The organism is Comamonas sp. Z3, assembly GCF_008121565.1.
GTDB classification, from domain to species: Bacteria; Pseudomonadota; Gammaproteobacteria; order Burkholderiales; family Burkholderiaceae_C; genus Comamonas; species Comamonas brasiliensis.
Map to the genome: position 1 here is coordinate 334538 of NZ_VOQU01000001.1, position 25579 is coordinate 360116.

16 protein-coding genes and 1 pseudogene are annotated in these 25579 nt (G+C 51.4%); 10 read left to right on the forward strand and 7 right to left on the reverse strand.

The window, feature by feature from the left end; genetic code table 11:
* The first annotated feature begins 29 nt into the window (after positions 1-29).
* The 6 genes from FSY59_RS01635 to FSY59_RS01660 all read left to right on the forward strand — a co-directional run bounded on the left by FSY59_RS01635 (position 30) and on the right by FSY59_RS01660 (position 12403).
* Positions 30-3272 carry a helicase-related protein gene (locus FSY59_RS01635; RefSeq protein WP_148728341.1) on the forward strand — a complete coding sequence of 1081 codons (3243 nt, stop codon included), beginning with the start codon at positions 30-32 and terminating at the stop codon, positions 3270-3272.
* Complete coding sequence (locus FSY59_RS01640) at positions 3269-4090, forward strand: DUF4391 domain-containing protein (RefSeq protein ID WP_081007870.1); 822 nt, start codon at positions 3269-3271, stop codon at positions 4088-4090. Before FSY59_RS01635 ends, FSY59_RS01640 begins: the two co-directional genes overlap by 4 nt.
* A 7-nt stretch (positions 4091-4097) precedes the next feature.
* A complete protein-coding gene (locus FSY59_RS01645; protein ID WP_054076036.1) occupies positions 4098-6236 on the forward strand; it encodes a DUF262 and DUF1524 domain-containing protein in 2139 nt (712 codons plus the stop codon).
* A 205-nt stretch (positions 6237-6441) separates the two neighbouring features.
* Positions 6442-8343, forward strand: a complete 1902-nt coding sequence (locus tag FSY59_RS01650) for a site-specific DNA-methyltransferase (RefSeq protein ID WP_054076037.1) — start codon at positions 6442-6444, stop codon at positions 8341-8343.
* The gene (gene rhuM, locus FSY59_RS01655; RefSeq protein WP_054076038.1) at positions 8343-9326 is read left to right on the forward strand and encodes a RhuM family protein; all 984 of its coding nucleotides are present in this window, start codon (positions 8343-8345) and stop codon (positions 9324-9326) included. The genes FSY59_RS01650 and rhuM overlap by 1 nt, the downstream gene beginning before the upstream one ends.
* Complete coding sequence (locus tag FSY59_RS01660) at positions 9323-12403, forward strand: type III restriction-modification system endonuclease (protein WP_054076039.1); 3081 nt, start codon at positions 9323-9325, stop codon at positions 12401-12403. The genes rhuM and FSY59_RS01660 overlap by 4 nt, the downstream gene beginning before the upstream one ends.
* Positions 12404-12643: 240 nt before the next feature.
* On the opposite strand, the gene FSY59_RS01665 is transcribed toward FSY59_RS01660, so the two are convergent.
* The 5 genes from FSY59_RS01665 to FSY59_RS01685 form a co-directional block, all read right to left on the reverse strand.
* Positions 12644-13984, reverse strand: a complete 1341-nt coding sequence (locus tag FSY59_RS01665) for a hypothetical protein (protein ID WP_081007871.1) — start codon at positions 13982-13984, stop codon at positions 12644-12646.
* 166 nt (positions 13985-14150) lie between these two features.
* Complete coding sequence (locus tag FSY59_RS27590) at positions 14151-14639, reverse strand: helix-turn-helix domain-containing protein (RefSeq protein ID WP_254302942.1); 489 nt, start codon at positions 14637-14639, stop codon at positions 14151-14153.
* Positions 14605-15756 carry a hypothetical protein gene (locus tag FSY59_RS01675; protein WP_054076085.1) on the reverse strand — a complete coding sequence of 384 codons (1152 nt, stop codon included), beginning with the start codon at positions 15754-15756 and terminating at the stop codon, positions 14605-14607. Before FSY59_RS01675 ends, FSY59_RS27590 begins: the two co-directional genes overlap by 35 nt.
* An 82-nt stretch (positions 15757-15838) precedes the next feature.
* Entirely contained in the window at positions 15839-16879 is a 1041-nt protein-coding gene (locus FSY59_RS01680) for a YqaJ viral recombinase family protein (protein ID WP_054076075.1), read from the reverse strand.
* A gap of 175 nt (positions 16880-17054) precedes the next feature.
* A complete protein-coding gene (locus FSY59_RS01685; RefSeq protein ID WP_054076076.1) occupies positions 17055-18047 on the reverse strand; it encodes a DUF932 domain-containing protein in 993 nt (330 codons plus the stop codon).
* A 921-nt stretch (positions 18048-18968) separates the two neighbouring features.
* On the opposite strand from FSY59_RS01685, the gene FSY59_RS01695 reads away from it, so the two are divergent.
* The 3 genes from FSY59_RS01695 to FSY59_RS01705 all read left to right on the forward strand — a co-directional run bounded on the left by FSY59_RS01695 (position 18969) and on the right by FSY59_RS01705 (position 21874).
* Positions 18969-19229, forward strand: coding sequence for an AlpA family transcriptional regulator (locus FSY59_RS01695; RefSeq protein ID WP_202967643.1), 261 nt, complete (start codon positions 18969-18971; stop codon positions 19227-19229).
* Between the two features lie 147 nt (positions 19230-19376).
* Entirely contained in the window at positions 19377-20546 is a 1170-nt protein-coding gene (locus FSY59_RS01700) for an inovirus-type Gp2 protein (RefSeq protein WP_054076077.1), read from the forward strand.
* Positions 20543-21874, forward strand: a complete 1332-nt coding sequence (locus tag FSY59_RS01705) for a DUF3987 domain-containing protein (protein ID WP_081007881.1) — start codon at positions 20543-20545, stop codon at positions 21872-21874. Before FSY59_RS01700 ends, FSY59_RS01705 begins: the two co-directional genes overlap by 4 nt.
* On the opposite strand, the gene FSY59_RS01710 is transcribed toward FSY59_RS01705, so the two are convergent.
* Positions 21864-22718 carry a hypothetical protein gene (locus FSY59_RS01710; protein WP_148728342.1) on the reverse strand — a complete coding sequence of 285 codons (855 nt, stop codon included), beginning with the start codon at positions 22716-22718 and terminating at the stop codon, positions 21864-21866. The genes FSY59_RS01705 and FSY59_RS01710 overlap by 11 nt on opposite strands.
* A 172-nt stretch (positions 22719-22890) precedes the next feature.
* On the opposite strand from FSY59_RS01710, the pseudogene FSY59_RS01715 reads away from it, so the two are divergent.
* Positions 22891-24025, forward strand: a pseudogene (locus FSY59_RS01715) (IS3 family transposase).
* A 360-nt stretch (positions 24026-24385) separates the two neighbouring features.
* Here the strand turns inward: FSY59_RS01715 and FSY59_RS01720 are convergent.
* A complete protein-coding gene (locus tag FSY59_RS01720; protein WP_054076086.1) occupies positions 24386-25381 on the reverse strand; it encodes an IS5 family transposase in 996 nt (331 codons plus the stop codon).
* Positions 25382-25579: the final 198 nt, after the last annotated feature.

A 25579-nucleotide genomic window follows, 5' to 3' on the forward strand; every position in this document is an offset into this window, starting at 1 on the left:
GAAACTGATCATCGGGGGGATGAGGAACAATGAAGTTCATCAGCAATGCCGGCTCTGACCGGGTTCTGGACCTGATTCGTCCTGGGTTAGGGCGTGGGCACAAGCTGGACATGGTCTCAGACGCGTTCTCCCTGTTTGCTTTTGCTGAACTGCTCACTGAGTTATACGTGCTGGAGAAAGCACGCATCGTTGTCCCACCCCCCAAGCAAAGTAGCACTCCTTTTCCATACTTCCAGACAGACCACCTTGGATTGCTTGGTTCCGCTTGTGACCGTGCTTCGCGCAACAAGCTTCAAGTGCATTGGCTGGCCCGCAAACTGATGCAGTGGCTGGAGGTCAAAGCAGATGTTCGACAGGCTAAAGGTGCTGTGCCGCAGGGCACGTTCGTCTTGCGTGATGAGAGCAGCCTGGCTCAGCAAGCGGCTCTGGGTTCCTTTGGCTTTAGCTCTGAAGGCTTGGGCATAACTTCTGGCAATCCATTGAGTTTGATTCAGGCATCTGAAAATACGGCAGAAGCCCAAATGCTCAGTCAGTGGTTTGACCAGCAATGGGCACAGCTTGAAGAGCATCCTGAAGCAAAAACCTTGCTGCTTTCTGCTGTCAAGGAGCTGGCCAACCATCGCGATGCAGCCAGTGTGTATGCCTTGGTGCTTCACCAGTTGTTTGCCACAGAAGAGCTGGATGAGGAAAAAATCGTCAAATCAGCCACTGGCATACGCAATACCGTTGTTTGGAAAAAACTCTATAAGTTTCAACGAGATGGCGTCGTAGGCGCCATCGAAAAGCTGCAACGCTTTGGTGGCTGCATCATTGCAGACAGCGTGGGCCTCGGCAAAACCTTTGAAGCCCTGGCCGTCATTAAGTACCACGAACTACGCAACGATCGCGTGCTAGTGCTGTGCCCCAAACGCTTGCGCGACAACTGGACGCTCTACAAGGCCAACGATCAACGCAACGTCCTTGCACCTGATCGATTCAACTACGACGTTCTCAATCACACAGACCTCACCCGAGACAAAGGCAGCTCCGGCGATATCGACTTGGCGCACGTAAACTGGGGCAACTATGACCTGATCGTGATCGATGAGTCTCATAACTTTCGCAACAAAGCTGCGAACAAGGGACGCGAGACACGCTATGACAAGCTGATGCGCAAGATCATTCGCGAAGGGGTCAAAACACGGGTGCTGATGCTGTCAGCCACGCCAGTGAACAATCGCCTAGCAGACCTGCGCAATCAGATTGCTTTTGTCACCGAGGGCAATGACACAGCACTTTTTGAGCATGGCATCGCCAGTATTGATAGCACCACCCGCCGTGCCCAGAAAGCCTTTAACCGCTGGCTAGATCTGCCTCCTGAAGAGAAGTCACCGGCGTTGCTGGTGGAAATGCTGGGCTTTGACTACTTTGCCTTGCTGGACCACCTGACCATCGCACGCTCGCGCCGCCATATTGAAAAGTATTACGGTACGGCAGAGACTGGCCGGTTCCCTGAGCGTCTGCCTCCCATCAACATCAAAGCCGATGTGGACCGTGCGGGCGAATTTCGCTCCATCCGCGACATCAATCTGGAAATCCGACGGCTCAACCTTTCTGCGTATGCGCCCCTGCGCTACGTGCTGCCGCACAAGCAAGAAGCCTATGACCAGAAGTACAGCACCCAAATTCGTGGCGGAGAGAGCTTCTTCCGTCAAGCAGATCGTGAAGAAAGCCTGATTCACCTTCTGCGTGTCAACGTGCTCAAACGCATGGAAAGTGCTGTGTCTTCGTTTGCCTTGACTGTGCAGCGACAGCTGCGCGATGTGGAAAGCATGCTGGCGCGCATTGAAGCTCATCAGGAAGAAATTGAAGAGCTCGACATCGCCGATGTGGACATTGACGACCCCGCCTTTGAATCCCTCTTGGTCGGTCGCAAAGTCAAGGTTCTGCTGACTGATGTAGACCTGCTGCGCTGGCAGCAAGACTTGATTGAAGATCGCAACCGCCTGGCCACCTTGTACGCCGCAGCAGAGCAAGTCAGCGCCGCCCGCGATGACAAGCTGCAAAAATTGCGTGAACTGATCGCGCAAAAGTGCCAGCAGCCGATCAACCCCGGCAACCGCAAAGTGATCGTATTCACTGCCTTTGCCGATACGGCCAACTATCTGTATCAACACCTTGCTACCTGGGCCAAGTCAGAGCTGGGTATCGAATCGGCATTGGTGACAGGCGCAGGACGCAACCAAACCACATTGCCAGAACTGCGCCGTGACCTGAGCAGTATCTTGACTGCATTTTCCCCACGCTCCAAAGAGCGGCCAGAGGCGCTGGTGCATGAAGGCGAGTTGGACTTACTCATTGCCACCGACTGCATCAGCGAAGGCCAAAACCTGCAAGACTGTGACTGGCTGATCAACTACGACATTCACTGGAACCCGGTGCGAATCATCCAGCGGTTTGGGCGGATTGACCGTATTGGCTCCACCAACAGCAGCATTCAGCTGGTGAACTTCTGGCCCAACATGGAGTTGGAGGAATACATCAACCTGGAGCAACGGGTCAGCGGCCGCATGGTGCTGCTGGATATTTCCGCCACAGGCGAAGAAAACATCATTGAAGAGCAATCCGGCAACCAGATGAATGATCTGGAATACCGCCGCAACCAACTGCTCAAGCTGCAAGAAACCGTCATTGACCTGGAAGACCTCTCCAGCGGCGTCGCCATCACCGACCTGACGCTGACCGACTTCCGAATCAACCTGGCCGAATACACACGCGAACACCCTGACAAGTTGGAAGGCATGCCCTTGGGCTGCTTTGCCGTCACCACCAGCATTGATGCCGATATTCCACCGGGCATTCTGTTTTGCCTGCGTGCCGAAGGCGCTGCTGCGCAAAAAATGGTGGATGCCAGCTACCCCTTGGCCCCTCACTATCTGGTACATGTGGGCGATGATGGTGCGGTGCTGCTGCCTTACACCCAAGCTAAACGCTTTTTAGACCGACTCAAACGCTTGAGCGTCGGTCGTGACCTGCCCGATGCCACAGCCTGCGCACGCTTTGACCACGCCACCCGCCATGGCCAAGACATGCAGCATGCACAAAAGCTGCTTGCTGCTGCCGTGGGATCGATTGTGGGCAAATCCGAAGAGCGAGCCGTGGCCAGCCTGTTCTCACCGGGCGGCACCCACGCCATGCGGGGGGAATTCGCAGGGGCTAATGACTTTGAAGTGGTTGCCTACCTGATCGTCTTACCCAATGAACATGAGACTCAGGAAGCTCAAGCCGCATGAGTACGCATAGTCTGCATGCCCAGCAATTACTGACGGCACTTGCTGTTCCTACAACTGCTTTGGTGCAAAAGCGCATTCCCAAAAAAATGCTGGCCGAAAGCGGGGCGGCCACTGTCGCTGACCGCAAGCTGGTGCAAGACCACATTGAAGAACTCACCTGGTATGCCGCGCTCAAGCCCGGCAATGTCGGCGTCGCGGCATATGAAGACGAACAGCGCAGCTACCTGGAAGTAGCCGTAGTCGTTGCCCAAATTCGCTCTAATCAAGCTCCCCACGCTGCAGCTACTGCCCAGCAGTCAGCGCGTCCTGTCACCATTAGCACCAGTATCAAACGCGTAGCCGAGCTGGTTCACCGCGCCATCCCTTACCCCACCTTGCTCGTGCTGGATAGCGGCGGGCAATTGCTTGTTTCCATTGCACATATTCGCAAGGCACAGCGCGAATTGGATAAGACCGTGCTGGACGATGCTCCCACCATCACTGCCCTTGGGGTAGGTACTTCGGCAGAGGCATTTTTACAAGCCATGGCATTGGGTAAGCAGCCCACCCAACACCTGCAAGCCCTGTACCAAGGCTGGTTTGACACGTTGACAGCTTGGCAGGCTATGGAGTTGACAGGGCAATTCATCCCCAGTCATAGCCCACAGCATGCCGCGCAGCGCCGAGCAGCACTGCACGCCTGCAGAGAACTGGACACACGCATTGCCGCAGCACGCGCCGCTGCAGTCAAAGAAAAACAGCTGGCCAGGCAAGTGGCCGCCAATTTAGAAATCAAAGCCCTGTTGGCCCAGCGCCAGCAAGCAGCTCAAAACCTTTGAGGGAAAAATGAAAGCGACCGAAGCCAATTTGCTCAAGTTCTTGCGCAAGTCCCCGCAATTTGTCATTCCTATCTATCAGCGCAACTACTCCTGGACAGAAGCGCAATGCCGCCAGTTGTGGGCGGACCTGATGCGGGCTGGACGTGATGACAAAGTCAATGCGCATTTCATTGGCTCCATCGTTTACGTAGAACGCGGCTTGTCTACCGTCACGACCGAAGAGGCTTTGCTGGTGATCGATGGCCAACAGCGCTTGACCACCAGCACCTTGTTGATTGCAGCGCTTGCCGAGCACTTCAAAACCCATAATGTGGCTGAGTTGCTGGATGCTTTTTCCTTCAAAAAGCTACGCAACTACTACCTGCTAAACCCTGATGAGGATGGCGACCGCCACTACAAGCTCATCCTGTCGGAAACAGACAAAGAGACCTTGCTGGCCCTGCTGCAGGACACTCCCATGCCCGCGCAGGCCAGCACACGCATCACCGAAAACTACGCGCTATTCCAAAGCCTGATTGAAGAGCACCAGCAAGAGCTGGAAGCCATCTGCCAAGGGCTGGCTAAATTGGTCATTGTGGATGTGGCCTTGGACCGCTCACAAGACAATCCCCAGTTGATCTTTGAGAGCATGAACTCCACGGGGCTGGAGCTCAGCCAGGCCGACCTCATCCGCAACTACATCTTGATGGGGCTGGAACCCAAGCTGCAGACGGAGCTTTACAACACCTACTGGCGGCCCATGGAAAAGGCATTTGGTCAGGCAGCCTATGTGGTGCACTTTGATGCTTTCATGCGCCATTACCTCACCACCAAGACGGGTGAGATTCCGAACGTGCGTGAGGTGTACCTTGCGTTCAAAGCCTTTGCCCAAAAGCAACCCGACACCGACACACGCACACGCGACCTGGTGGCCGATATTCACGCCTACGCCTTGTACTACTGCGCCATGGCCTTGGGTACCGAGACAGATACAGGCTTGAAGCAAGCCTTTCACGACCTGCGGGAATTGAAAGTGGACGTGGCCTATCCCTTCTTGTTAGACGTGTACCACGACTACAAGCAAGGCCGTTTGGGCAGCGATGAAGCTTTGCAGATCGTGCGCCTAGTGGAAAGCTACGTCTTTCGCCGCGCCATCTGCGCCATTCCCACCAACTCACTGAACAAAACCTTTGCGGGCCTGAGCCGCACTCTCAAAAAGGACCGCTACTTGGAAAGTGTGCAAGCTTCGCTGCTGCTACTGCCCTCATACCGCCGCTTTCCCAAAGACGATGAATTTCAGCGTGAAATCAAGCTGCGTGACCTCTACAACTTCCGCAGCCGCAGCTATTGGTTGCGCCGTTTGGAAAACCATGGGCGCAAAGAACGTGTGGTGGTGGAGGACTACACCATTGAGCACATCCTGCCGCAAAACGAAGACCTCTCTCCGGAATGGCAGCAAGAGCTGGGGCCTGACTGGCAACGCATTCAAGAGGAATGGCTGCACACCCTGGGCAACCTCACGCTCACCGGCTACAACGGCGAGTACAGTGACCGCCCCTTCGCTTACAAGCGCGATCAAGTCACTGACAAAGATGGCAACCCGATTGGCTTTGCCAGCAGCCCCCTCAAACTGAACCTGGGCTTGGGCGCAGTCGCGCAGTGGGATGAAGCAGCCATCAAAGCCCGTGCCGAACGTTTGGCCACTGACGCCGCCAAAGTATGGAAAGTGCCAGCGCTGGACAATAGCGTACTCGACGCTTACCGAGCCACGCCTGCTCAACCTGGGCAAACCTACAGCATGGCTGACCACCCGCACCTGGAAACGGGAGCTATGAAGCCCGTGTTTGAGGCGCTACGCAAAGCCGTGCAGGCACTCAACCCCAACGTCACCGAAGAGTTTTTAAAGCTTTACGTGGCCTACAAGGCAGAGACCAACTTTGTCGATGTAGTGCCGCAGGCCAAGCGGCTGCTGCTGGTGCTCAACATTGGGATTGCCGAGTTGGACGACCCACGTGGCTTGTGCCGCGACATCTCCAATATTGGCCGCTGGGGCAATGGTGATGTCGAAGTGGGCCTGAGCTGCCTGGACGAATTGCCCTATGTGATGGGGCTGATTCGCCAAGCATTGGACCGCCAGATGGGCGGGCTGCAAGACGATGGATACTGATCCGGTTGCGGCCAACTTACATTGCACTTGAACACAAAAAAGATAGCTGCTTGCGCAAGTAAACAATGGCTTTAAATTGAAAAATCATTCAAAAACTAATAAAGACAAGCGCTAGCAGCTATCTTTTTTACCGACTAGAACTTGCTGACTGCACATCAAGATTTGATGCAGCCAGCAAGCTCCCTCCAAGATTTGAGCGATTTCTATGACGATACAAAAAATCGAAGCCCATTCCTCCGAGGCGCAAAGCGCTAACCTGGTGGCCGACAACATTGAAAAGCTCAAAGCCCTGTTTCCCGAGCTGCTGACCGAAACCGTGGTCAACGGCCAAACCACCGCAGCCTTGAACATGGATGTGCTCAAGGCATTGGTGGGTGATGCCACCGTCACCGACAGTGATGAAAAATACGGCCTCAACTGGCATGGCAAGCGCAAGGCACGCCAGATTGCCTTGACGCCCAGCACCGGCACGCTGCGCCCCGCCAAAGACGAAAGTGTGGACTGGGACACCACCCAAAACCTGATGATTGAGGGTGACAACCTGGAAGTGCTCAAGCTGCTGCAGAAGAGCTATGCAGGCAAGGTCAAGCTGATTTATATCGACCCGCCTTACAACACGGGCAAGGACTTTGTGTATCCCGACAACTTTCAGGACAACATCAAAAATTATCTGGAGCTAACGGGGCAAACTGAGGGCGGTTCCAAAATCACCACCAACACTGAGGCCAGTGGTCGGTTTCATACCGATTGGCTGAATATGATTTATCCGCGCTTAAAACTTGCAAAAAGTCTTCTGCGAAAGGATGGAGTGATATTCATCAGCATTGATGATGGTGAAGTTAGTAATCTCAGAAAAATCTGCGATGAGATATTTGGAGAAGAAAACTTCGTTAGCACTTTGATTTGGGAAAAAAGATATAGCCCTCAGAATGCAGTGCAGTGGTTTTCTGAATCTCATGATTTCATTTTGGTCTACGCTGCGAACAAGGAACTTTGGAAGCCAAATCTGCTTGAGCGCTCTGATGAAATGAATGCTCGATATAGAAATCTAGATAATGATCCACGTGGAGATTGGAAACCTGCAGATGCGACAGCACAAGCAGGTCATGGAACTCCTGCACAGTTTTACGAATTCACGTCACCTTCTGGAAAAACGTTTTCTCCTCCAAACGGGCGTTGCTGGGTATATACAAAGCCCAGGATGGAGGAAATGCTTGCTGATAATAGAATTTGGTTCGGAGCATCCGGGGATAATGCTCCAGCTATCAAAAGGTTCCTTACGGAGGTAAAGCAAGGTGTAGCATGCCAAACAATCTGGAAATATGAAGATGTAGGCCACAATCAAGAAGGCAAAAAAGAAATAAAAGAAATTTTCCCCGAAGCTGTTCCATTTGATACGCCAAAACCTACCAGATTAATAGAGCGAATTTTAAAAGTAGGTACTACAGATGCATCGAATGATCTGGTTCTCGATTTTTTTGGAGGAAGTGGAACTACAGCACAAGCTGTTTACTCCGTCAACAAAATGGACAATGGGAAAAGAAAGTTCATTCTTGTTCAGCTTCCTGAAGAAACAGCAGACAATAATTATTCAAATATTGCGGAAGTAACCAAAGAGCGACTACGACGATCCGGAAAAATCGTAAAGGGAAGCGATCCACTTTTTACGGGTGATATAGGCTTTAGGTGCTTTAAGCTAGATACCTCGAACATTCGTGCATGGAAACCCAACGTCAACGATTTAAAAACATCGCTGTTTGACAACCTGGAGCACATTGAGCCCGAACGTAGCAATGACGATGTGCTGTACGAAGTACTGCTCAAGCTGGGGTTGGATCTGTGCGTCCCCATGGAAGCTCAGCAAATTGCGGGCAAAACCGTGCACAGCATTGGCGGTGGCGCGCTCATGACCTGCTTGGATGCACACATTGGCGTAGCAGATGCCGAAGGCTTGGCCCTGGGTATGGCCCAGTGGCGTGAAGCACAAGGCACGGCCACTGAGACCACCGCAGTCTTCCGCGATAGCGCGTTTGAAAACGATGTGGCCAAGAGCAATCTGGCCGCCATCTTGGAGCAGCACGGTATCAAGCACGTGCGGAGCCTGTGATGAGCGATTTCTTGATCTACCAAGCAGAAGACGGTAAAACGCAGCTTTCCGTGCTTCTAGATAACGAAGATTTGTGGCTCAGCCAAAAGCAGCTGACAGAGCTGTTTGGCAAGGCCAAAGGCACGATCAGTGAGCACATCAAGCACATCTTTGAAGATGGCGAGTTGCACGAGGCTTCAGTTGTTCGGTTTTACCGAACAACTGCCACCGATGGCAAAAGCTACGAGGTAGCGCACTACAACCTGGAGATGGTGCTGGCCCTGGGCTTTCGGGTGCGCAGCCAGGCTGGTGTGCGCTTTCGGCAGTGGGCCAATGCCCAGTTGAAGGAGTTCATCATCAAGGGCTTTGTGCTGGATGACGAGCGCCTGAAAAACCCCGGTAAGGGTCGTGATTACTTTGATGAGCTGACGCAGCGGCTGCAGGACATCCGCACGAGCGAGCGCCGCTTCTATCAAAAGATTACGGACATCTATGCCACCAGCGTGGATTACAACCCGCAAGCGGCTATCACCCAAGAGTTTTTTGCCACGGTGCAAAACAAGGTGCACTACGCCATCCACGGCCATACGGCGGCAGAGCTGATCAAGCAACGCGCGGACAGCAGCCAGCCCAACATGGGGCTGACCAACTGGAACGGTGCGCGCATTCGCAAAAGCGATGTAAGCGTGGCCAAAAACTATCTGACGGAAGAAGAGCTCCGGGCTTTGAACAACTTGGCTGAACAATATTTGGTGTTTGCCGAAGGGCAGGCAGCGCGACGCATTGCCATGACGATGCAAGACTGGGTGACCAAGCTGGAAGGCTTTTTGACACTGAATGACCGGGAAATTCTGCGTGGAGCCGGGCGTATTTCTGCCGACTTGGCCAAGAACCATGCAGAGCAAGAGTTCACCAAATTCCGTACGTTAGAGAATGCATCGCTGGAGTCTGACTTTGACAAGATGGTGAAGTCCTTGCCTGCACCACGAAAGGGTAAGCAATGAAGCTGCATTTTGAGTCCGACCTTTCTTACCAAAAAGCAGCGATGGATGCTGTGTGCGATCTGTTCCGTGGGCAGGAGGTGTTTCACTCAGTGTTTTCGGTGGCTGCGCCTGTGGCCACGGACGACCAGCAGTACAGCTTTGAAGGAAAGCAGTTTTCTGACAGTGGTGGCGTGGGCAATGCCTTGAAGCTGCTGCCGGACGTTGAAATTTCTGACAACCTGCAAAAGGTGCAGCTGCGCAATGGTGTGCCGCCCTCTGACAAGCTCAAGCCCAAGCAAGCGCTGGACTTCACCGTTGAGATGGAAACCGGCACGGGCAAGACCTATGTGTACCTGCGCACGGTGTTTGAGCTGAATGAGCGTTACGGCTTTACCAAGTTTGTAGTGGTGGTGCCATCAGTGGCCATCAAGGAAGGGGTCAACAAAACCCTGCAGATCACCCGCGAGCACTTTGAGGGCTTGTACCCTGGTGCCAAGGGTTATGAGTTTTTTCAGTACAACTCTGATCGCTTGGGTGAGGTGCGCAACTTTGCGACTAGCCCCAATATTCAGATCATGGTCATCACTGTGGGTGCCATCAACAAATTTGGGGATGAAGCAGCCGCTGCCGCAGAAGAGTCTGATGAAGCCAAGCGCCGTGAAAAGTCCAAGAACAAGATGTACCGGGCCAGCGAGAAAACGGGTGGTGAACGCCCGATTGACCTGATTCGCAACACGCGTCCCATCTTGATCGTGGATGAGCCACAAAGCGTGGATGGCGGCATGGACGGCAAGGGCAAAAAAGCCTTGGCACACATGGACCCGTTGTGCACGCTGCGTTATTCAGCCACCCATGTGGACAAGCACAACATGGTGTACCGGCTGGATGCGGTGGATGCGTATGAGCAAAAGCTGGTGAAGCAAATTGAGGTGGCCGCAGCCACTGTGCAAGGCGGCGGCAACAAGCCTTTTGTGAAGCTGCTGGCCGTGGCCAACAAAAAAGGCGTCATCACTGCAAGCATTGAAGTGGACCGGGAGAACGCCGCAGGCGCTGTGCGGCGCGAAACGATCACGGTGCAAGATGGTTTCGACCTGGAGCAAGAGACAGGCCGCCCGCTGTACGCTAATGTGCGGATTGGCGAAATTCGCGCAGCCAAGGCGGACCAGTTCATTGAACTGAAAGTGCCCGGCGGCGAAGAGTTCTTGCGTGTGGGCGAGGCGTGGGGCGATGTAGACCCCAAGGCCGTACAGCGCGCCATGATTGCCCGAACAATCAAAGAGCACCTGGACAAAGAGAAGCGCCTGCGCCCCTTGGGCGTGAAGGTACTGAGCCTGTTCTTTATCGATGAAGTGGCCAAGTACCGCCAGTACGATGAGCAGGGGAATGCCGTCAAAGGCGAGTACGCCTTGATGTTTGAGGAAGAGTACAAGCGCCTGGCCAAACACCCGGACTACCAAAGTCTGTTTACAGAAGTGGATCTGTTGGCGGCAGCCAGCGAGGTGCACAACGGCTACTTCTCCATCGACAAGAAAAAAATTGGCGGCAAAACGGTGGAAGTGGTGAAGGACACCAGCGGCAGCACCGCCGCGGATGACGACACCTACAGCCTGATCATGCGTGACAAGGAAAAGCTACTGAGCTTTTCTTCGCCACTGAAATTCATCTTCTCGCACTCGGCACTGAAGGAAGGCTGGGACAACCCGAACGTCTTTCAAATCTGCAATTTCTCCACCCGCGATACGGAGCGCTGGCGCCGTCAAACCATTGGCCGTGGCCTGCGCCTGTGCGTGAACCAAAAGGGCGAGCGCTTACTTGGCTTCATGGTCAACACCTTGACGGTGATTGCGACTGAGAGCTACGAACAGTTTGCCGAAAACCTACAGCGCGATATTGAAAAAGACACGGGCATTCAGTTTGGGATTGTCAAAGACCACGAGTTTGCTGGGATTGGAGTAGGCCAGACCAACGGCGATGTGACGCCCTTAGGGTTTGATGCATCCAAGGCGCTGTGGGCACATTTGAAGTCACAAGGCTACATCGACAGCAAAGGCAAGGTGCAGGACACACTGCGTACCGCCCTAAAGGAGGTGACCTTGGTGCTGCCCGAGCAGTTCTCTGCGCAAAAAGAGCAAATTGCGGCAGTGCTGAAAAAAATCACCGGTAAGCTGGAAATCAAAGATGCGGATGAGCGCGAGACTGTGCCCGTGCGCAAGTCGGTTCTTGTGAGCCCAGAGTTCAAGGCGCTGTGGGATCGCATCAAGCACAAGACAACCTACCGTGTGCAGTTTGACAATGCCCAGTTGATCAAAAAATGCATTGATGCTTTGAATGTCATGCCCCCTGTGGCCAAGACGCGTCTGCTTTGGAAAAAGGCAGAAATGTCGATCACCAAAGCTGGGGTAGATGCCTCCGAGTTGGCCGTTTCCAGCCCTGTAGCGATTGATGAAAACGACATCGAGTTGCCTGATGTACTGACCGAGTTGCAGGATCGTACCCAGCTGACACGTAAAACGATTGCGCACATCCTCACTGAAAGCACCCGGCTGCAAGATTTCAAGCGCAACCCACAGCAATTCATTGAAATGACCGCTGATGCTATCAACCGCTGCAAACGTTTGGCCTTGGTGGATGGCATCAAGTACCAGCGACTGGGCGACGACAATTACTACGCCCAGGAGTTGTTTGAAACCGAAGAATTGACGGGTTACCTGAAGAACTTGGTGCAGGACACGCAGAAGTCTGTGTACCAGCACGTGGTCTACGACTCTGCCGTTGAACGTGACTTTGCTGATGCCTTAGAGAAAAATGAGGCTGTGAGGGTCTACGCGAAACTGCCAGGCTGGTTCAAGGTGCCCACGCCCTTAGGAACTTACAACCCTGACTGGGCCGTGCTGATCGAACGAGATGGCCAAGAGCGCTTGTACTTCGTTGTTGAGACGAAAAGCAGCCTGTTTGAAGAAGATCTGCGTGACCGCGAGGGCGGTAAGATCAAGTGCGGGGCTGCGCATTTTGCAGCCTTGGCGGTGGGTGAAAACCCGGCAATTTACGGAAAATTCAAAGATGTTAATGGCTTGATGGAGAAAGTGCTAGAGCATTAATCCATTAATAATTTTCTTCGCTGATCCAAGAAAAATTAAACAATCCCGAACTGAGAGAAGTCAGTTCGGGATTGTTTTACTTGGTTGAATCGTTAAAACGACCGGAGCCTCTTCTAACCTAGAAAGATAGGCGTTACCTTGTGATGAATTTTCGCTGTTTAAATTAAAAAAAGAATGACAAAAAAGCGATACGACCCGGAGAGTCGTATCGCTTTTATATCGTCTAAGAGAATCTCTGGTTTATTGAGACAGACCCATTGTCAGATAGTTGCCCCAACGCGATTCTTTGTCGCTGCTCTTGGAAGTGGCAACCGAAATATACGCATAGGTTGTCTTGCCATTGAGTGTGATTTTGTAGGCCTTTGCATGTACAAGGGCGTTCTCCCCAGTGTCTTCCATGCCAGCCGTTGTCAATGCCTTCGAGAAGCCGAAGTCAGGTGAGTCGGGAGCTTGTCCAGTCTGTGTGAAGATGACGGAGTCGTCAGGTCGGAACTCGACAGTACCCGTGTTGATGCAATCTTCATAGTCATTGAAGATTTTCCCGTGCAACTCCTTGGTGTCGGTCACTGGCGTCCAGTCTTCAGAAATGTACGCATAGAAGCCTCGCTGCTGAGCACCCATTGCACCGGCTTCACCCTTGCAATACTGCGCGATACGGTTGCCCATCAGACTCGCCACTTTCACCAGCGGCAGGCCAACTTGGGCCACATTGCCCGAGCTATCAATGCTTGCTTTCACGGTCAAAAGCTCGCGGACAGGATCGGGAATCGACAACACATAGTCGCCGCCGAGCAGCTTGGCGGCGCCTGCACGGAAAGCAGTCATGTTCGGGAAAGTGAACGCGGTTCCCGCAAATGCTTCTTCGGTCAGTGGCTTGCCGTTCGATGCATTGTCAGCAGCTTGGGTTTGCGTCAGACCTGCAGAAGTCAGCGCAGAGCCATAGCTCTCCAGCAGATCATCACCAGCGTCACCCTTCTGAGCGTTGAACGCGCTCGTCAGCGGGTTGAAGTTTGAGGGCAATGCAGGCTTTCCAGGTAGACTAGCCAAGGTTCCCTTCAACTTGTCCTGCGCATTGTCCAAAGCCGTTGCAGAAATCTTGCCGCTTAGATCGCCATTGGTGACGGTATCAAACCAGGCATTGGGTTTGCTGTTGCTCAGAATCCCGACGATCAGATCGGTCAAAGGTGTGATGTTGGCAATGCCTGCACCTGCGACAACCGAGTGCAGGGCAGTGGGCAGGGCTTGACCATTGGCCTGACCGCCATCTACACGGATTGCGCAAGGATAGTCGCTGCTCTTGAGAGAGACTTTCCAGGTGCCGTCAGCGCCCGTGGTAGCTGTAGCCGTAGCGCCGGAGGCGCATTTCAGGGAAACGGTGCCGCCTACGATGGGGGCGCCGATTGCGGCCACACCGCTGGTTGTTGTAGTGCTGGGGGCGGGTGTCTCTGTGTTGCCGCCACTGCCAGAGTTTCCAGCATTGCTGCTGTTTCCACCGCCGCCGCCTCCGCAGGCTGCAAGTACGGCTGCCATGATGGCGCTCACTGCGATTTGAGCAATTCCCTTATTCGTAATCTTCCTCATTTATTCCCTCTCCAGTGGTTTATTGAATGTGAATGCCCGCTTGCAGGTGGGCAGTACTTTTGATGCTCAGATGGATATGCTTTTAGGTTGTCTCCGATCCGGAAATTTGAGTTTACGTTAAGAATCTATTTGTTACATTTATGTTTTTTTCAGCTAAACCATGCGGTTAGTTGGATTGGTTGCGCTGCCGGATATGCACCTGGGCACGGTCTGCAAAGTGCTTGAACTGAATCACCTGCCCATGTGCTTCTTGATTAGCAAAGTAGCCATCCAGCGCAGCGAAGAACTCCGAAGGCTTGAGTTGCAGAGCGATGATGATGATTTCCATATTGGCAAGGGTGATGTTTCTCTCACCCCGTTCCACACCGCCCATATAGCTGCGGTCTAGGCTGCAGTAATACGCAAAGCTCTCTTGCGAGAATCCTTGCGCTTTCCGAAACTCCCGAACCATCTGGCCAAAGGCCACTAGCACGGACAATCTCGCATCATTGGTGGAGGAGTGCTGTTCAATGGGGCGCAATGGTTGCTGCAAGCCCAGCGAATAGCCACAGACGCTAGGCCCACTGTTTTTGAAAACACGGGGCTTGCATTCACGGCTGCAAAGCTCACGGATAGCCAGATCACGGCCTTTGCGAATACGGGCTATGCGTACCATTGCCGTTGCTGGCACGGTGCAGCCCTGTTGGTGTTGCCGCCTCTGTTGCTGTAGCAGCCGGAGGCTTGGTTTCCTCTGGATAAAACTCTTCCACGATGTCTACAGCTTCATCAGGCGTATCTTCAAAGCTGCCATTGGCATAGCCCAGGCGTGCAGCTTCATCCAAAGCCATCTGATCAAACCCTGCGGCTTGACGCTGTGCAGTAATCTTTTTAGCTTGGGCAATCGCGGTATTCAAAGATATGCCACTGCGCACAATCAGATCGGCGTAGTAGATAGCTGAGCGATGGGATTGTGTGGTGGACTTACCTCGCAGCTTGAGCTCCAGTGGCATGGAGGCCAGATGACCGCCAGACACCGCAGCGAAGTACTGCAGCCTGGCTGCCAAGGTTCGGATGCTATTGAACCCCGTTGTCCTGAACACAAAGCTGCCCAGTTCATCGCTGTCACCGATGAGCAGATTCAAGCGTCCATAGGGCTTGCAACCGTCTTTGCCGAAAGCGCAGACATCAGGCCCAGGGCATGACATGGACTCCAGCCCCTTGCTGCTCACACGTTTGCAGCTCTCGCCATCACCAACACAGACGGGCCTGGCCGTCGTGCGATCAAACAAGGTGTAGTTGGCCCGCAGATTCAGATCGGGATCGTTGAACAGCACTCGCACCGGAATGCTGCGCAGCTTGCGCCGTGCAGGTGCCGAAGATGATGCTAATGATGAAACCGAAGAAGGCTCCACGGCCTGATCTGCATTGGACTCCGTTGCCGTACACGCACTGACGCCCATCTTCTCCTTAAGCGAACGCTTGCCAGTACGCACAGGCCGAGCCGTTGTACCGGTTTGGATTGCCTGCGCTGTATTAGCGGCATTACGGTTGTCTTCATCTCCATCAGGTGCGGGAGGCTGCGAGCCTTCCTTTATGCCGCTTTGCGCCTTGTCTGCAGCCAGGCGCAGTGCTTCATCCAACGGATGCAAGATCCACTGCCCACGCGACTGCAGCTGCGTAGTGATGGTGAATTCATCATCCTTCTCGGGAAGGCGTTTGCCATTGCGCTCCACCAGCTTACCGATGGCAATGCGGCCAATCACCGGAGGCGTAATCATCAAACCTTTGATCATGAGGATCTCCAAAAAAGGGCCCTCCAGGGCAAAGCCAAGGAGGGCAAGGGGAGGGGAAAACAATGCTTCGTCCCAAGCCGTTTCATTGCTCGGGTTCGTAAACACAGAAGCGCCGGGAGCCCGGTTTAGGACTCATAAAGCGCTGAGCCAGTGTGGGATGTGCTTGGACAAACTCGCTGGTGTTGAAGGTCTGTCCGTCCTTACTGCGCTTCCAGGTCACGGAGCCACCTGAGGCAAACAATGCCTTGCTGGCTTCACCCATGTGCATCTGAATACGCTGGCGTAAACGGGCTTCAAGCTTTTGGACGGCATCGAGATCGGTGCGCGCCCGCAGCAGTTCCTCAAACGTGGTGTTGAGTGCTTCATCGTCGCTGAGATCGACTTGATCACCTGCGCCAGATGGGAACAGGCAACGCAAAGCGGTATCGCTGCTGTCTGAGCCATCTCCGGCCGGTGCAACACCTTGCTGAACCATGTCCCAGAATCGCGTCTCCAAAGTGATCAGGCGGGCGATCAATACCTCATCTCGTTCGATTCTGAAGATTCGCAGCTCTTGCCCGCCGATCAGCACTGCCACATCGGCGGCACGATGGCCTGTCACGGCCAATTGATGCATCACCTGTAGTTGCACATACTCGGGAACGCCATCACGCCACAGACGAGCACCATGGATCCCCGCTGTCTTGCATTCCAAAATCTGAACCTCTGATGAACCCACGACTTCGCGGTCCACATTGGCCAGCATCCAAGGATGTTCAGAGTGCTGCAATACTGCATTCACACGGCGTACCTTGTTGCCCGTGCGCTTGGTGTAGTGCGCTGCCACAATCGGCTCCAGCATCGTTCCCCAGAACATTGGACTGGTGTCATCGTTGGGATCAATGGTCGGCAAGAGATTGCCCTTGCCGGTCTTTTGCATCCACAGTTCCAGTTGAGACTGATAGGGATTGAGGCCAATGGCCGCCGCAGCATCCGAGCTACCAATACCGGTACGGCGAATCTCCAGCCAGTCCTCTCGCTCCATGGCTTTGGTAGAGACCAGGCGCAAAGCCGCACCCTTGCGAGGCGTGCGTGCACCCGCAGCGCCATCCAGATTTCCATTCTTGAGAACATGCACAGACATCAAACTCTCCTGGCCCGCAAACTACGGGCATAAAAAAACCACCTCAAAAGGTGGCTTGGGTTGGAGGAAAACAGAGCAGAAAAAAGAGAAGAAAGCAGAGGGGATCAGGCCGGTGTGAAGCGTCCAAAGGCGACCCACAAGCTCTGGGTTCAGCTATTGCCATTCTGATAGCCCATCAGGCCACCAGCTGCAACGCATGATCGAGAGCACGCTGCTTGATCACTGCACCCTGACCAAACCAAGCACTGTCCAGACGGTTGTCCTGGCTACGCGCTTGCTTCTCATGGTCCACAAACTCCGTGACGGCACACAGCAGGCCCCAAGCCGTATCCTTGGCGGCCTGCATCTCAGCGCCACGGCCATGACCCTCGTAGAGCATCTGCACTTTCTTCAGCGCACGCTCGTTGGTAAGGCCCACTGAAGGATCGGAATGCTGATCCGTATTGCAGATCACCTTGAGGAAATAATTCATCGCCTCATGGGTCTTGATCTTGCGCTCGGCCAGTGTCTTCATGCGGTACATAAAGCTATCCCACTGGCCCACCGCCACACCCAACTGGCGCTTGACAGCCTGGGCATCAAACGAGGTGCTGTGAGGGACTTTGACGGCACCGACACCATCACGCAGTGCAATGGTTAGCGTGTTATTACAGACCACGCGCACGGTCGTTGGCATTACCACCGTAGCCAGTGTTCCATCGCAAGACGTTGCCAGTAGCAAATAGCCGTTGACCACATCCTTGCCCTTGAGGGCTGCTGACTTGCCGGTGCGGGCCAAAGCCCAGAACTTGCGACCGGCTTTGAGCACACCCGCAGTTTCTAACTCGTACCCAGCCACCTCAGTCAAGTCACGATAAAACTCCAACACCTCACGAGGTTGCACCACCTGGTAGCGGCTACCAACCACGGACAGCGGAGTTTGCGTATCGCTGCGGTACAGCACCTTTTGCTCTGCGAACTCCTTGGGCTCGGCATACAGGTCAGACAGCCCAGAAAGACCCGAATCGCCATCGGTGGCGAGATAACGCACAGGCGTTTCCTGAATACGCCAATCCATGCCCGCGGCCTGCGCCCAGACATCGATGCTTTGCTTGACGGGCAGGGCGTGGCCCAGTTCATGCCAAGGTGTTTGGCCGGTATAGGCCATGGTTTCTACGAGATGTGCCATGTGGAGTACTCCTTTGAAATGGAAGCGAACGAAGCGGTTTGACTGGGTTGGTTAGGTGCTTGCAGAAAACGTGTGGCCACATGCTTTACAGACAAGGTTGTCGAGCATGTGTTGATCAATCTTTTGGCCTACAGCTGAGCCGATCTCGCAACCAATGGCGCTGCCCGCAATACCGCCCAACAAGGCCCCTGCAACGCCCCCAGCCGTTGAACCAGCAGGCCCCACCAGCGCACCAGCAGCTATTCCAATCTGCGCTCCGCGCAAAGTACCTACAAAGCCGCCTGTGGCTCCTGCGGCAGTTCCTATAGCTCCAAAGGCCCTCTTGGCCCAATTGCGTTGAGAAATTTTTGTGCTTGAGCACATCGGACAAACCGATTGGGATTTCATAAACATCCTCAGTTGATGGTTCGGAAGGCGGAAGATCCGGTGGGCATCGCACCTTCAGTTTCGAGATGAGCTCTTGGGTTGTGCTCGCTGAGGTGATATGTGATTGAAATATCTTGGAATCTTAATTTTTCGAAGGCTTCAAGTGAGCTTTAGGGAGGCCACGTGACCTGTTTGATTTAGGCCACAACACCTGCGCATCGAATCTGTTCCAAGAGAAAGAAGCTGCAACTTGCAAACCGTGCGAATGTGTTCCTTCGCATGTGAATGCCCCTCGAGGGGAACTAAAAAAGTGCTCCATTCGCATTTTTTTCCGTTGCTTTATTTATCGTCCACCTTCGTGCCCGTGGCTTCGTGAAAGATTGATAAAAGCAAAACAAATCAATGGTTTAGCAATTTATTTTTTGCTATCTGATGTTTGTTGAAAAGTCAATATGGCTGCTTGAGTCTGGTGAGACCAGCTAAGGAGAGGGGTGTTCCCAAGGCTGATGAGCCGATGCAATGCGTCTTGTGTAAACAAAACGTGGGAAGTCAAACATGAATGCTGCAACGCAGGGTGGATCTGAGGATCTCGGAGAGATGGAGGCTACTTGGAGGCTTCAGGCAGTAGTGATCCGGCTGCCTGAGCTGTTAAGAACGCTTGGTATATCGCGCTCTACCGTGTATTTAAAAATTAACCCCGGCTCTAAATACTACGACAGGAAATTTCCTAAGCCAATCAAGCTGGGTAATAAAGCTGTGGGATGGCTTTTGCATGATGTCGTTAGCTATGTAAATGAACTTAAAAAGGGGTATTAAATATACGCCAATGAATTCACTTGAAAATATATAAATACATAGGTCCTATCGGTAATATCTAATTATTTTTGTATGTTGAATAATTAGTAAAAGAGATACGTATAAATAGATTATATATTTTCTTTGAAATAACTTAATAATTTTATCATGAGAATTAAAGATTCATTTGTTGAGCTTCAGCACTTAATTGGTGTTGATGTTGATAAATCTAGTTTCTACATTAATGGGTTGGAAAGAAAAATGTATGCGGAAAGGCTTATGTTCTATGAGATAGCAGTGAAGGTCGCTGCACTTTCTGATCGAATGCCATTTTTCAAATACACAAAGAATAGCCAAAGTAGAAGCTTTGCAAGAGCTTCAGAGTTAGGTGCAAAGATTCTGGCTGCATTGGATTATGCTGAGTGTAATCGTTTGTTTGAATGGGATAGTGAGTTTTATGAGCATGTAATGCTTCCGCCTCAATTGAAGCTAGTGTATCAAGCATGCTATGCCGCAAAAATACCAGGTGGAAGTCTGGTTGAAGGAGTCGGGTTTGTGAAATACATAAAGTATTCACATAGGAAATATTTTAATTCAAAAGAGGAAGTGCAGGATGATGCAATTAACTGCTTAAATGAATTTTCGGAAAATTTGAAAAAATCTCTCAGAAAATATTCCTTTAGGGAAAAGATTAAAAGCTTCGAAAGAAATTCAAGGGAACGTTATTTCCAATTGATGAATGTAGCATCTCAAGGGTGGGAGAAAAATTGCAAAAATATCTTGATAAGGATTGATTGGGGTTTTAAAAAAGAAAATATATTGATGCCTGTGAGGTTTAAGAATGAAAAAGAAATGTCTGATGTTTTTAATGAAGTTGATTGCTTGAGAAAGAGGATGCTGAAAAGCATTAAGAGGTTTTTTGGTGTTGATTTAACGTTTTATGCGTGGAAAATAGAGTGTGGAGATATAAAAGGTCTGCATATTCATTGGTTGGTAGCGGTTAATGGTTCAAAGAGAATGCATGCGGGTTATGCTGGAAAAGAAATAGTAGATGAATGGAATAAATATATTTGCGATAAAAACAGTTATGCATTTAACGTTAATTATTTAAAAGGCGGATATCGATCTGGGTTGAGGTTAATTGATTACAGGGATGAGGAGTTGCCGGAAATATTGGATAGGTACGTTGGCTATTTAACCAAGCTGGATTTTTTGATGAAGTTACGTGTCCCAGGAAATATGAGGACATTTGGATGTTCAAAATTGAAAAATCAGACAAATGAAAAACGCGGCCCCAAAAGAAGCGGTATTTCAACACTGAAGGAGAAAATAAAATGAATGAATATTTTAATAAAGCTGTTTACCCAATAGACGCTCTACCGTGTGCATTGAGGGATTTTGCAGATTCTGTTGTTGCTTCGACTCAGTCTACCTATGACATGGTTGTGCCTGTGATGCTAGCGACAATGTCAGCAGCAGTTCAAGGCGTTGTAGATGTGAGAACTCCTTATGGTACGAAATTGCCAACGAGTCTCTTTGTTTCTGTTATAGCCAAGTCAGGTGATAGGAAATCGAGTGTTCTGAACAGGATGACGCTTGGCTTTGAAGAATTCGAAAAGGGCAATTTGAAAGAGATCTCGCTGCCTGGCTGGCCTGCCCAAGAGGCTCTGGGTGGGCATCAATTTTTAATAGAAGAGGCCACAGAAAAGGGAGTGATAGACATTTTTAAAGAAGGTGCTAAATCGGTTTTTTACTCTCTCGATGAAGGTGCATTGCTCTTTAAAAATTTAGATATCCCAAATCTATGTAAGCGCTTTAATGGCGATACTATTCGCAATGTAAGTCGAACGAATGGAGTGGTTTTTCTGCACGATAGACGTACAGCATTATGCATGCTAACTCAAGATGTCACATTCGAACGATTTATGAAGAAAAAGGGTGAATTACTGGTCGAGTCTGGACTAATGCCACGAATGCTCATTTCTCAAGCATCTATTCAAAATGGTCCAATTGGTGGTTTTCCAGGATTTAAATTCCATAAAAATTCTGATGACCATAAATTCCATCAACGGATACGAGAATTGATGGTTGTTTATGCAAAATCATTGAGGATCGTAAACTATAATCGACAAGAAATTTATTTAGATGACGAGGCCGCAAATCTATGGGGACATTACAGCAACAATGTAGACATTTTACTAATGAAATATCCTGAGTGGAATGATATACGTGCATTCATGCGTCGTAGTTCTGAGCAGGTGATTCGTGTTGCTGGTGTACTTCAATACTTTATTGATGCTGGAGAGAAAATTCAAGTGTGGGCTGTTCGAGCTGCTATCTCAATCGTGCAGTGGCATATGTTGGAAGCTAAAAGAATTTTTGGAGAAGAATCTTTAGAATTGACTTCTTTCAGACTGGCAAAAAAAATGTATGAATATATGTTGAGAAGATCTCAAAAAATTGGCTCTGAATATATTGGGAAGAGTGAGGTTTTACGGTATGCGCCAAGTGAGTTGAGAAGTGCTGATGCACTGGATCTGGCTATCAACCAGTTGGCTGCATGTGGAAAAATCAGCATAGTTTCATATGGGAGAAAAACATATCTCAAATTAAATGAAATAAATCATTTTTTAAGTTTGCAAAATGGTGTGCTTGCTAATTGGTGATTTCGGTTTCCAAATTGTTATTGAGGGCGCTTCTAAATTGTTTGTCATTACACCATTTTTTTAGATATTTTGGAAGATCGTCAGTCACTAGTTTTTCGCCAAACTCTAAGGTAGGCCCACCCTTCACTACGGGGCTGCCTAATATATCCTGATAGTCTCTTAAAACTTGATCGAAAATTTTTCTATGTTTCTTAAAAAAATCATCGATACTTGTATTGTTTTTATTAACATCCTGAATTTTTGAAATTGCTTTCAAGGTCTCATTCATCAATACCTCCTCTCCATAATGACGAGATGCCACCGCAGTTAATGCTCTTTTACTTCTAATTTCTTCGCTAACTGGTACCCCTTTTTTGATCTGAAGGATTCTTAGTAAGCTGTAGGAATGAAGTTGAAGTGGAAAGAATTCAGGGACGACTTGATTAATAAAATTTGAATTGATAAAGTTTTCTTTGAGAAACAATTGAAGTCTGAATTCTTCAGAAAATGGATCAGGGTAGTTTTCTTTTGATGAGATGGTGTTGTAGTAGTTTTTCTTTATTCTTAGTGCTGTAATTATTAATCCAGCATAAGGATAAAAAACTATATCTTTTATGTTTTTTGAATATTCTTCAGAAATCTGACCATTAATAAAAGGTTCCTTGAAATTTTTTAGTTCTTTTGGGTTTATGCCTATTTTTCGATAGGCCTTTTGAAGGTCGGTGGGCCTTTTTTCTTCAATTTGATGGATGCAATTGGCGCTTTGTTTCCAGATTGCTTGGAGTTTTACTTGAAGTGAACCAGGTGAGTCGTACATCGCATAGGCCATCAGTCGCAGGTCTTCTTCAAAGCGGGAATCTTGCATTGTTGGCATTTCTCAGTCTGGCTGTTGTATCAGGAGCGTTGAGGCTGTCGTCAAAAAGTCTTGTTTCAAGAGAATATACAGACTAGAAGTGGTCCCGGTTTTTTGAACAAGTAGCTAAGCGAGATCTTTCCGTAAAAATGGCCCGGAGTCAGGGGCCAATTTGGAGAGATCTATGACCATCAAATCACGACGTAAGCACAACCCGGCTTTCAAAGCCAAGGTGGCTCTGGAAGCCGTGCGCGGGGAGCGCACGGTTGCTGAGCTGGCTCAGCAATACGAGTTGCATCCCACACAAATTGCCGATTGGAAGCGGCTTTTGCTGGAGAGGGCTGCTGATGTGTTTGGTGCAGCTCCTGCGCCTGTCGCCCCCGCAGTGGACCTCAAAGAGCTGCATGCCAAGATTGGGCAGCTGACCTTGGAGAAAGATTTTTTGCACGGTGCGTTGAGCAAAGCGGGCTTACTCAACGACAAGCGATGATCGACCGCAGCCATCGCCTGTCCATCACCGCCAGGCACAACTGATGTGTATCAGCCGGGGCGCTGTTTACTACCGCCGCAGGCCGCCGTGCAGCACTCAAGTGCAGCTCATGCACCGCTTGGATACCCTGCATATGGCCCATCCTTTTGCAGGCTCTCGCATGCTCAAAGGACTGCTGCAGCGTCAGGGGCACTGCGTGGGCCGCAGACATATTCGGACACTAATGAAGCGTATGTGCATGACCCCGTTGTATTGCAAGCCCCGCACCAGCAGTCCTCACCTGCAGCACAAGATCTACCCCTATCTGCTGCGAAACAAGACCGTTACGCATGCCAATCAAGTCTGGGCCATGGACATCACCTACGTGCGCATGCACACAGGCTGGCTCTATCTGTGTGCCGTGATCGATTGGTACAGCCGTAAGGTGCTGGCCTAGCGGCTGTCCAACACCATGGATGTGGGGTTTTGCGTGCAGGCCGTGCAAGAGGCCATTGCCTGCTGGGGAACGCCGGCGATCTTCAATACGGATCAGGGCAGTCAATTCACCAGCGATGCCTTTACCACAGAGCTCAAGCGCCATGGCATCCGTATCTCAATGGACTGCAAAGGCGCTTGGCGTGACAACGTCTTTGTGGAGCGCCTATGGCGCTCCATCAAGTACGAAGAAATCTATCTCAAAGCCTATGACAGCGTGCGTACCGCACGCTGCGGGATTGGCCAATATCTGCAGTTTTACAATTCACAGCGACCCCATCAGGCGCATCGCCAGGCAACCCCTGACGAGGCATACTTTGCAGCATTGCCGTTTGCACCAATGCAGGCGGCATAACCCCGAAGATCTCGCTTAGCAATTGGGTTGAGTTGTTCAAACGACCGGAGCCACTTCTCTGTGGAATACCGGCACAAACTTGGCCTAGCCGCATAAAACTAGTCCAAATTTTTATCCGCACCTCCAACCGGGGGCTAGTGGGTCACTTCTGGGTGGAAATCAACAGGCAGTCCACTTCCTCGTTTTTGTGCCGCCTACATTGCCCAATGTTCTGCCTTGGCTCGGGGCGGGCGTGAGTTCTTAACATGCTCTAGGGAACCTCTGCATAAAGCGATTCCAAGCCTGGTAGCGCCTGGGTGAGACTAACGTTCCGGTGATTCCTCACCCAAGATGCCCGCGTTTCGCGGGCATCTTGCCTTTTCAGGCTGCCATCATCGGCTTGGATGGGCTACTCACCAGCAAGCGCCCACGGGCCATCCATAAGTTCGCCAAGGCAAACAGGGTGTGCAGTTGCTGGGTGTTTTTAGCCAAGCCTCGGTAGCGAACTTTGACGTGGCCAAACTGGCGTTTGATCACTCGGAATGGGTGTTCGACCTTGGCCCGAATCTTGGACTTCACCTTCTCAAGCTGCTCTTGCAAGGCGGGTATCGGTTGCTGTGGATCGAGCGCTTTGCGTTTGCTACGTTTCATGGCGATATGCCAACGCAGCTTGCGCTCGGGTGTCGGCACAGGCATGTCGGGACGTTTGTCAGCGCCCTGATAGCCCGCATCGCCATATCCATCGACTTCTTGCCCGTGCAGCAGGCTGTTAGCTTCGAGCACATCACCGACATTGGCGGCGGTGCCACGCACAGTGTGCACCAAGCCCGAGTCGGCATCCACGCCAATATGGGCCTTCATGCCAAAGTACCACTGGTTGCCTTTCCTGGTCTGGTGCATCTCGGGATCACGAGACTTGGTGTTGTTCTTGGTGGAGCTGGGTGCAGCGATCAACGTGGCATCGACGATGGTGCCTGTGCGCAGCAGCAGCTTCTTGCTTTCCAGCAAGTCCGTGACCGTCTTCAGAATTTGCTCAGCCAGCTTGTGCGCCTCCAGCAAATGGCGAAAGCGCAAGATCGTGCTCTCGTCGGGAGTAGGACTGCCCCATGACAGCCCCACGAAATCCCGAAACAGCGGCATGTCGTGCAGCGCCTCTTCCATGGCTGGGTCGATGAGTGTGAACCACTGCTGCATAAAGTGAATGCGCAGAAGCATCTCTACAGGAAACGGTGGCCGGCCTTTGCGCCCTTCAGGGGCATAGGGCGAAATCAAGGCCAGCAAGTCTTTCCATGGCACGACCTGCTGCATTTGCTCGAGGAATTCGCGTTTGCGTGTCTTCTTGTTGGAGAGGTTCAGGCCGAGATCAGATTGCTGCATGGGCTTGGATGCTGCCGCCCCCGGCATACATGTGCAAGCACATGCGTTGAGGACTTATGCAGAGGTTCCCTAGAGGCACAGATATTGAATTGAGGGAGTGCTAGCGATAAGGATGGGCAGGCCACAGATGAGTCAAAAAGTGCCAAATACTAGGGAAAACACTTGCATGTAACTCCTGTTCTTGGTTCAAAATTTTTC

Coding starts and splice junctions, on each gene's coding strand:
- FSY59_RS01695 (WP_202967643.1), top strand. CDS start 18,969: ATGAATGCTGCAACGCAGGGTGGATCTGAGGATCTCGGAGAGATGGAG.
- FSY59_RS01665 (WP_081007871.1), bottom strand. CDS start 13,984: ATGAGGAAGATTACGAATAAGGGAATTGCTCAAATCGCAGTGAGCGCC.
- FSY59_RS01640 (WP_081007870.1), top strand. CDS start 3,269: ATGAGTACGCATAGTCTGCATGCCCAGCAATTACTGACGGCACTTGCT.
- FSY59_RS01685 (WP_054076076.1), bottom strand. CDS start 18,047: ATGGCACATCTCGTAGAAACCATGGCCTATACCGGCCAAACACCTTGG.
- rhuM (WP_054076038.1), top strand. CDS start 8,343: ATGAGCGATTTCTTGATCTACCAAGCAGAAGACGGTAAAACGCAGCTT.
- FSY59_RS01650 (WP_054076037.1), top strand. CDS start 6,442: ATGACGATACAAAAAATCGAAGCCCATTCCTCCGAGGCGCAAAGCGCT.
- FSY59_RS01700 (WP_054076077.1), top strand. CDS start 19,377: ATGAGAATTAAAGATTCATTTGTTGAGCTTCAGCACTTAATTGGTGTT.
- FSY59_RS01660 (WP_054076039.1), top strand. CDS start 9,323: ATGAAGCTGCATTTTGAGTCCGACCTTTCTTACCAAAAAGCAGCGATG.
- FSY59_RS01680 (WP_054076075.1), bottom strand. CDS start 16,879: ATGTCTGTGCATGTTCTCAAGAATGGAAATCTGGATGGCGCTGCGGGT.
- FSY59_RS01635 (WP_148728341.1), top strand. CDS start 30: ATGAAGTTCATCAGCAATGCCGGCTCTGACCGGGTTCTGGACCTGATT.
- FSY59_RS01705 (WP_081007881.1), top strand. CDS start 20,543: ATGAATGAATATTTTAATAAAGCTGTTTACCCAATAGACGCTCTACCG.
- FSY59_RS01645 (WP_054076036.1), top strand. CDS start 4,098: ATGAAAGCGACCGAAGCCAATTTGCTCAAGTTCTTGCGCAAGTCCCCG.
- FSY59_RS01710 (WP_148728342.1), bottom strand. CDS start 22,718: ATGCAAGATTCCCGCTTTGAAGAAGACCTGCGACTGATGGCCTATGCG.
- FSY59_RS27590 (WP_254302942.1), bottom strand. CDS start 14,639: ATGGTACGCATAGCCCGTATTCGCAAAGGCCGTGATCTGGCTATCCGT.
- FSY59_RS01720 (WP_054076086.1), bottom strand. CDS start 25,381: ATGCAGCAATCTGATCTCGGCCTGAACCTCTCCAACAAGAAGACACGC.
- FSY59_RS01675 (WP_054076085.1), bottom strand. CDS start 15,756: ATGATCAAAGGTTTGATGATTACGCCTCCGGTGATTGGCCGCATTGCC.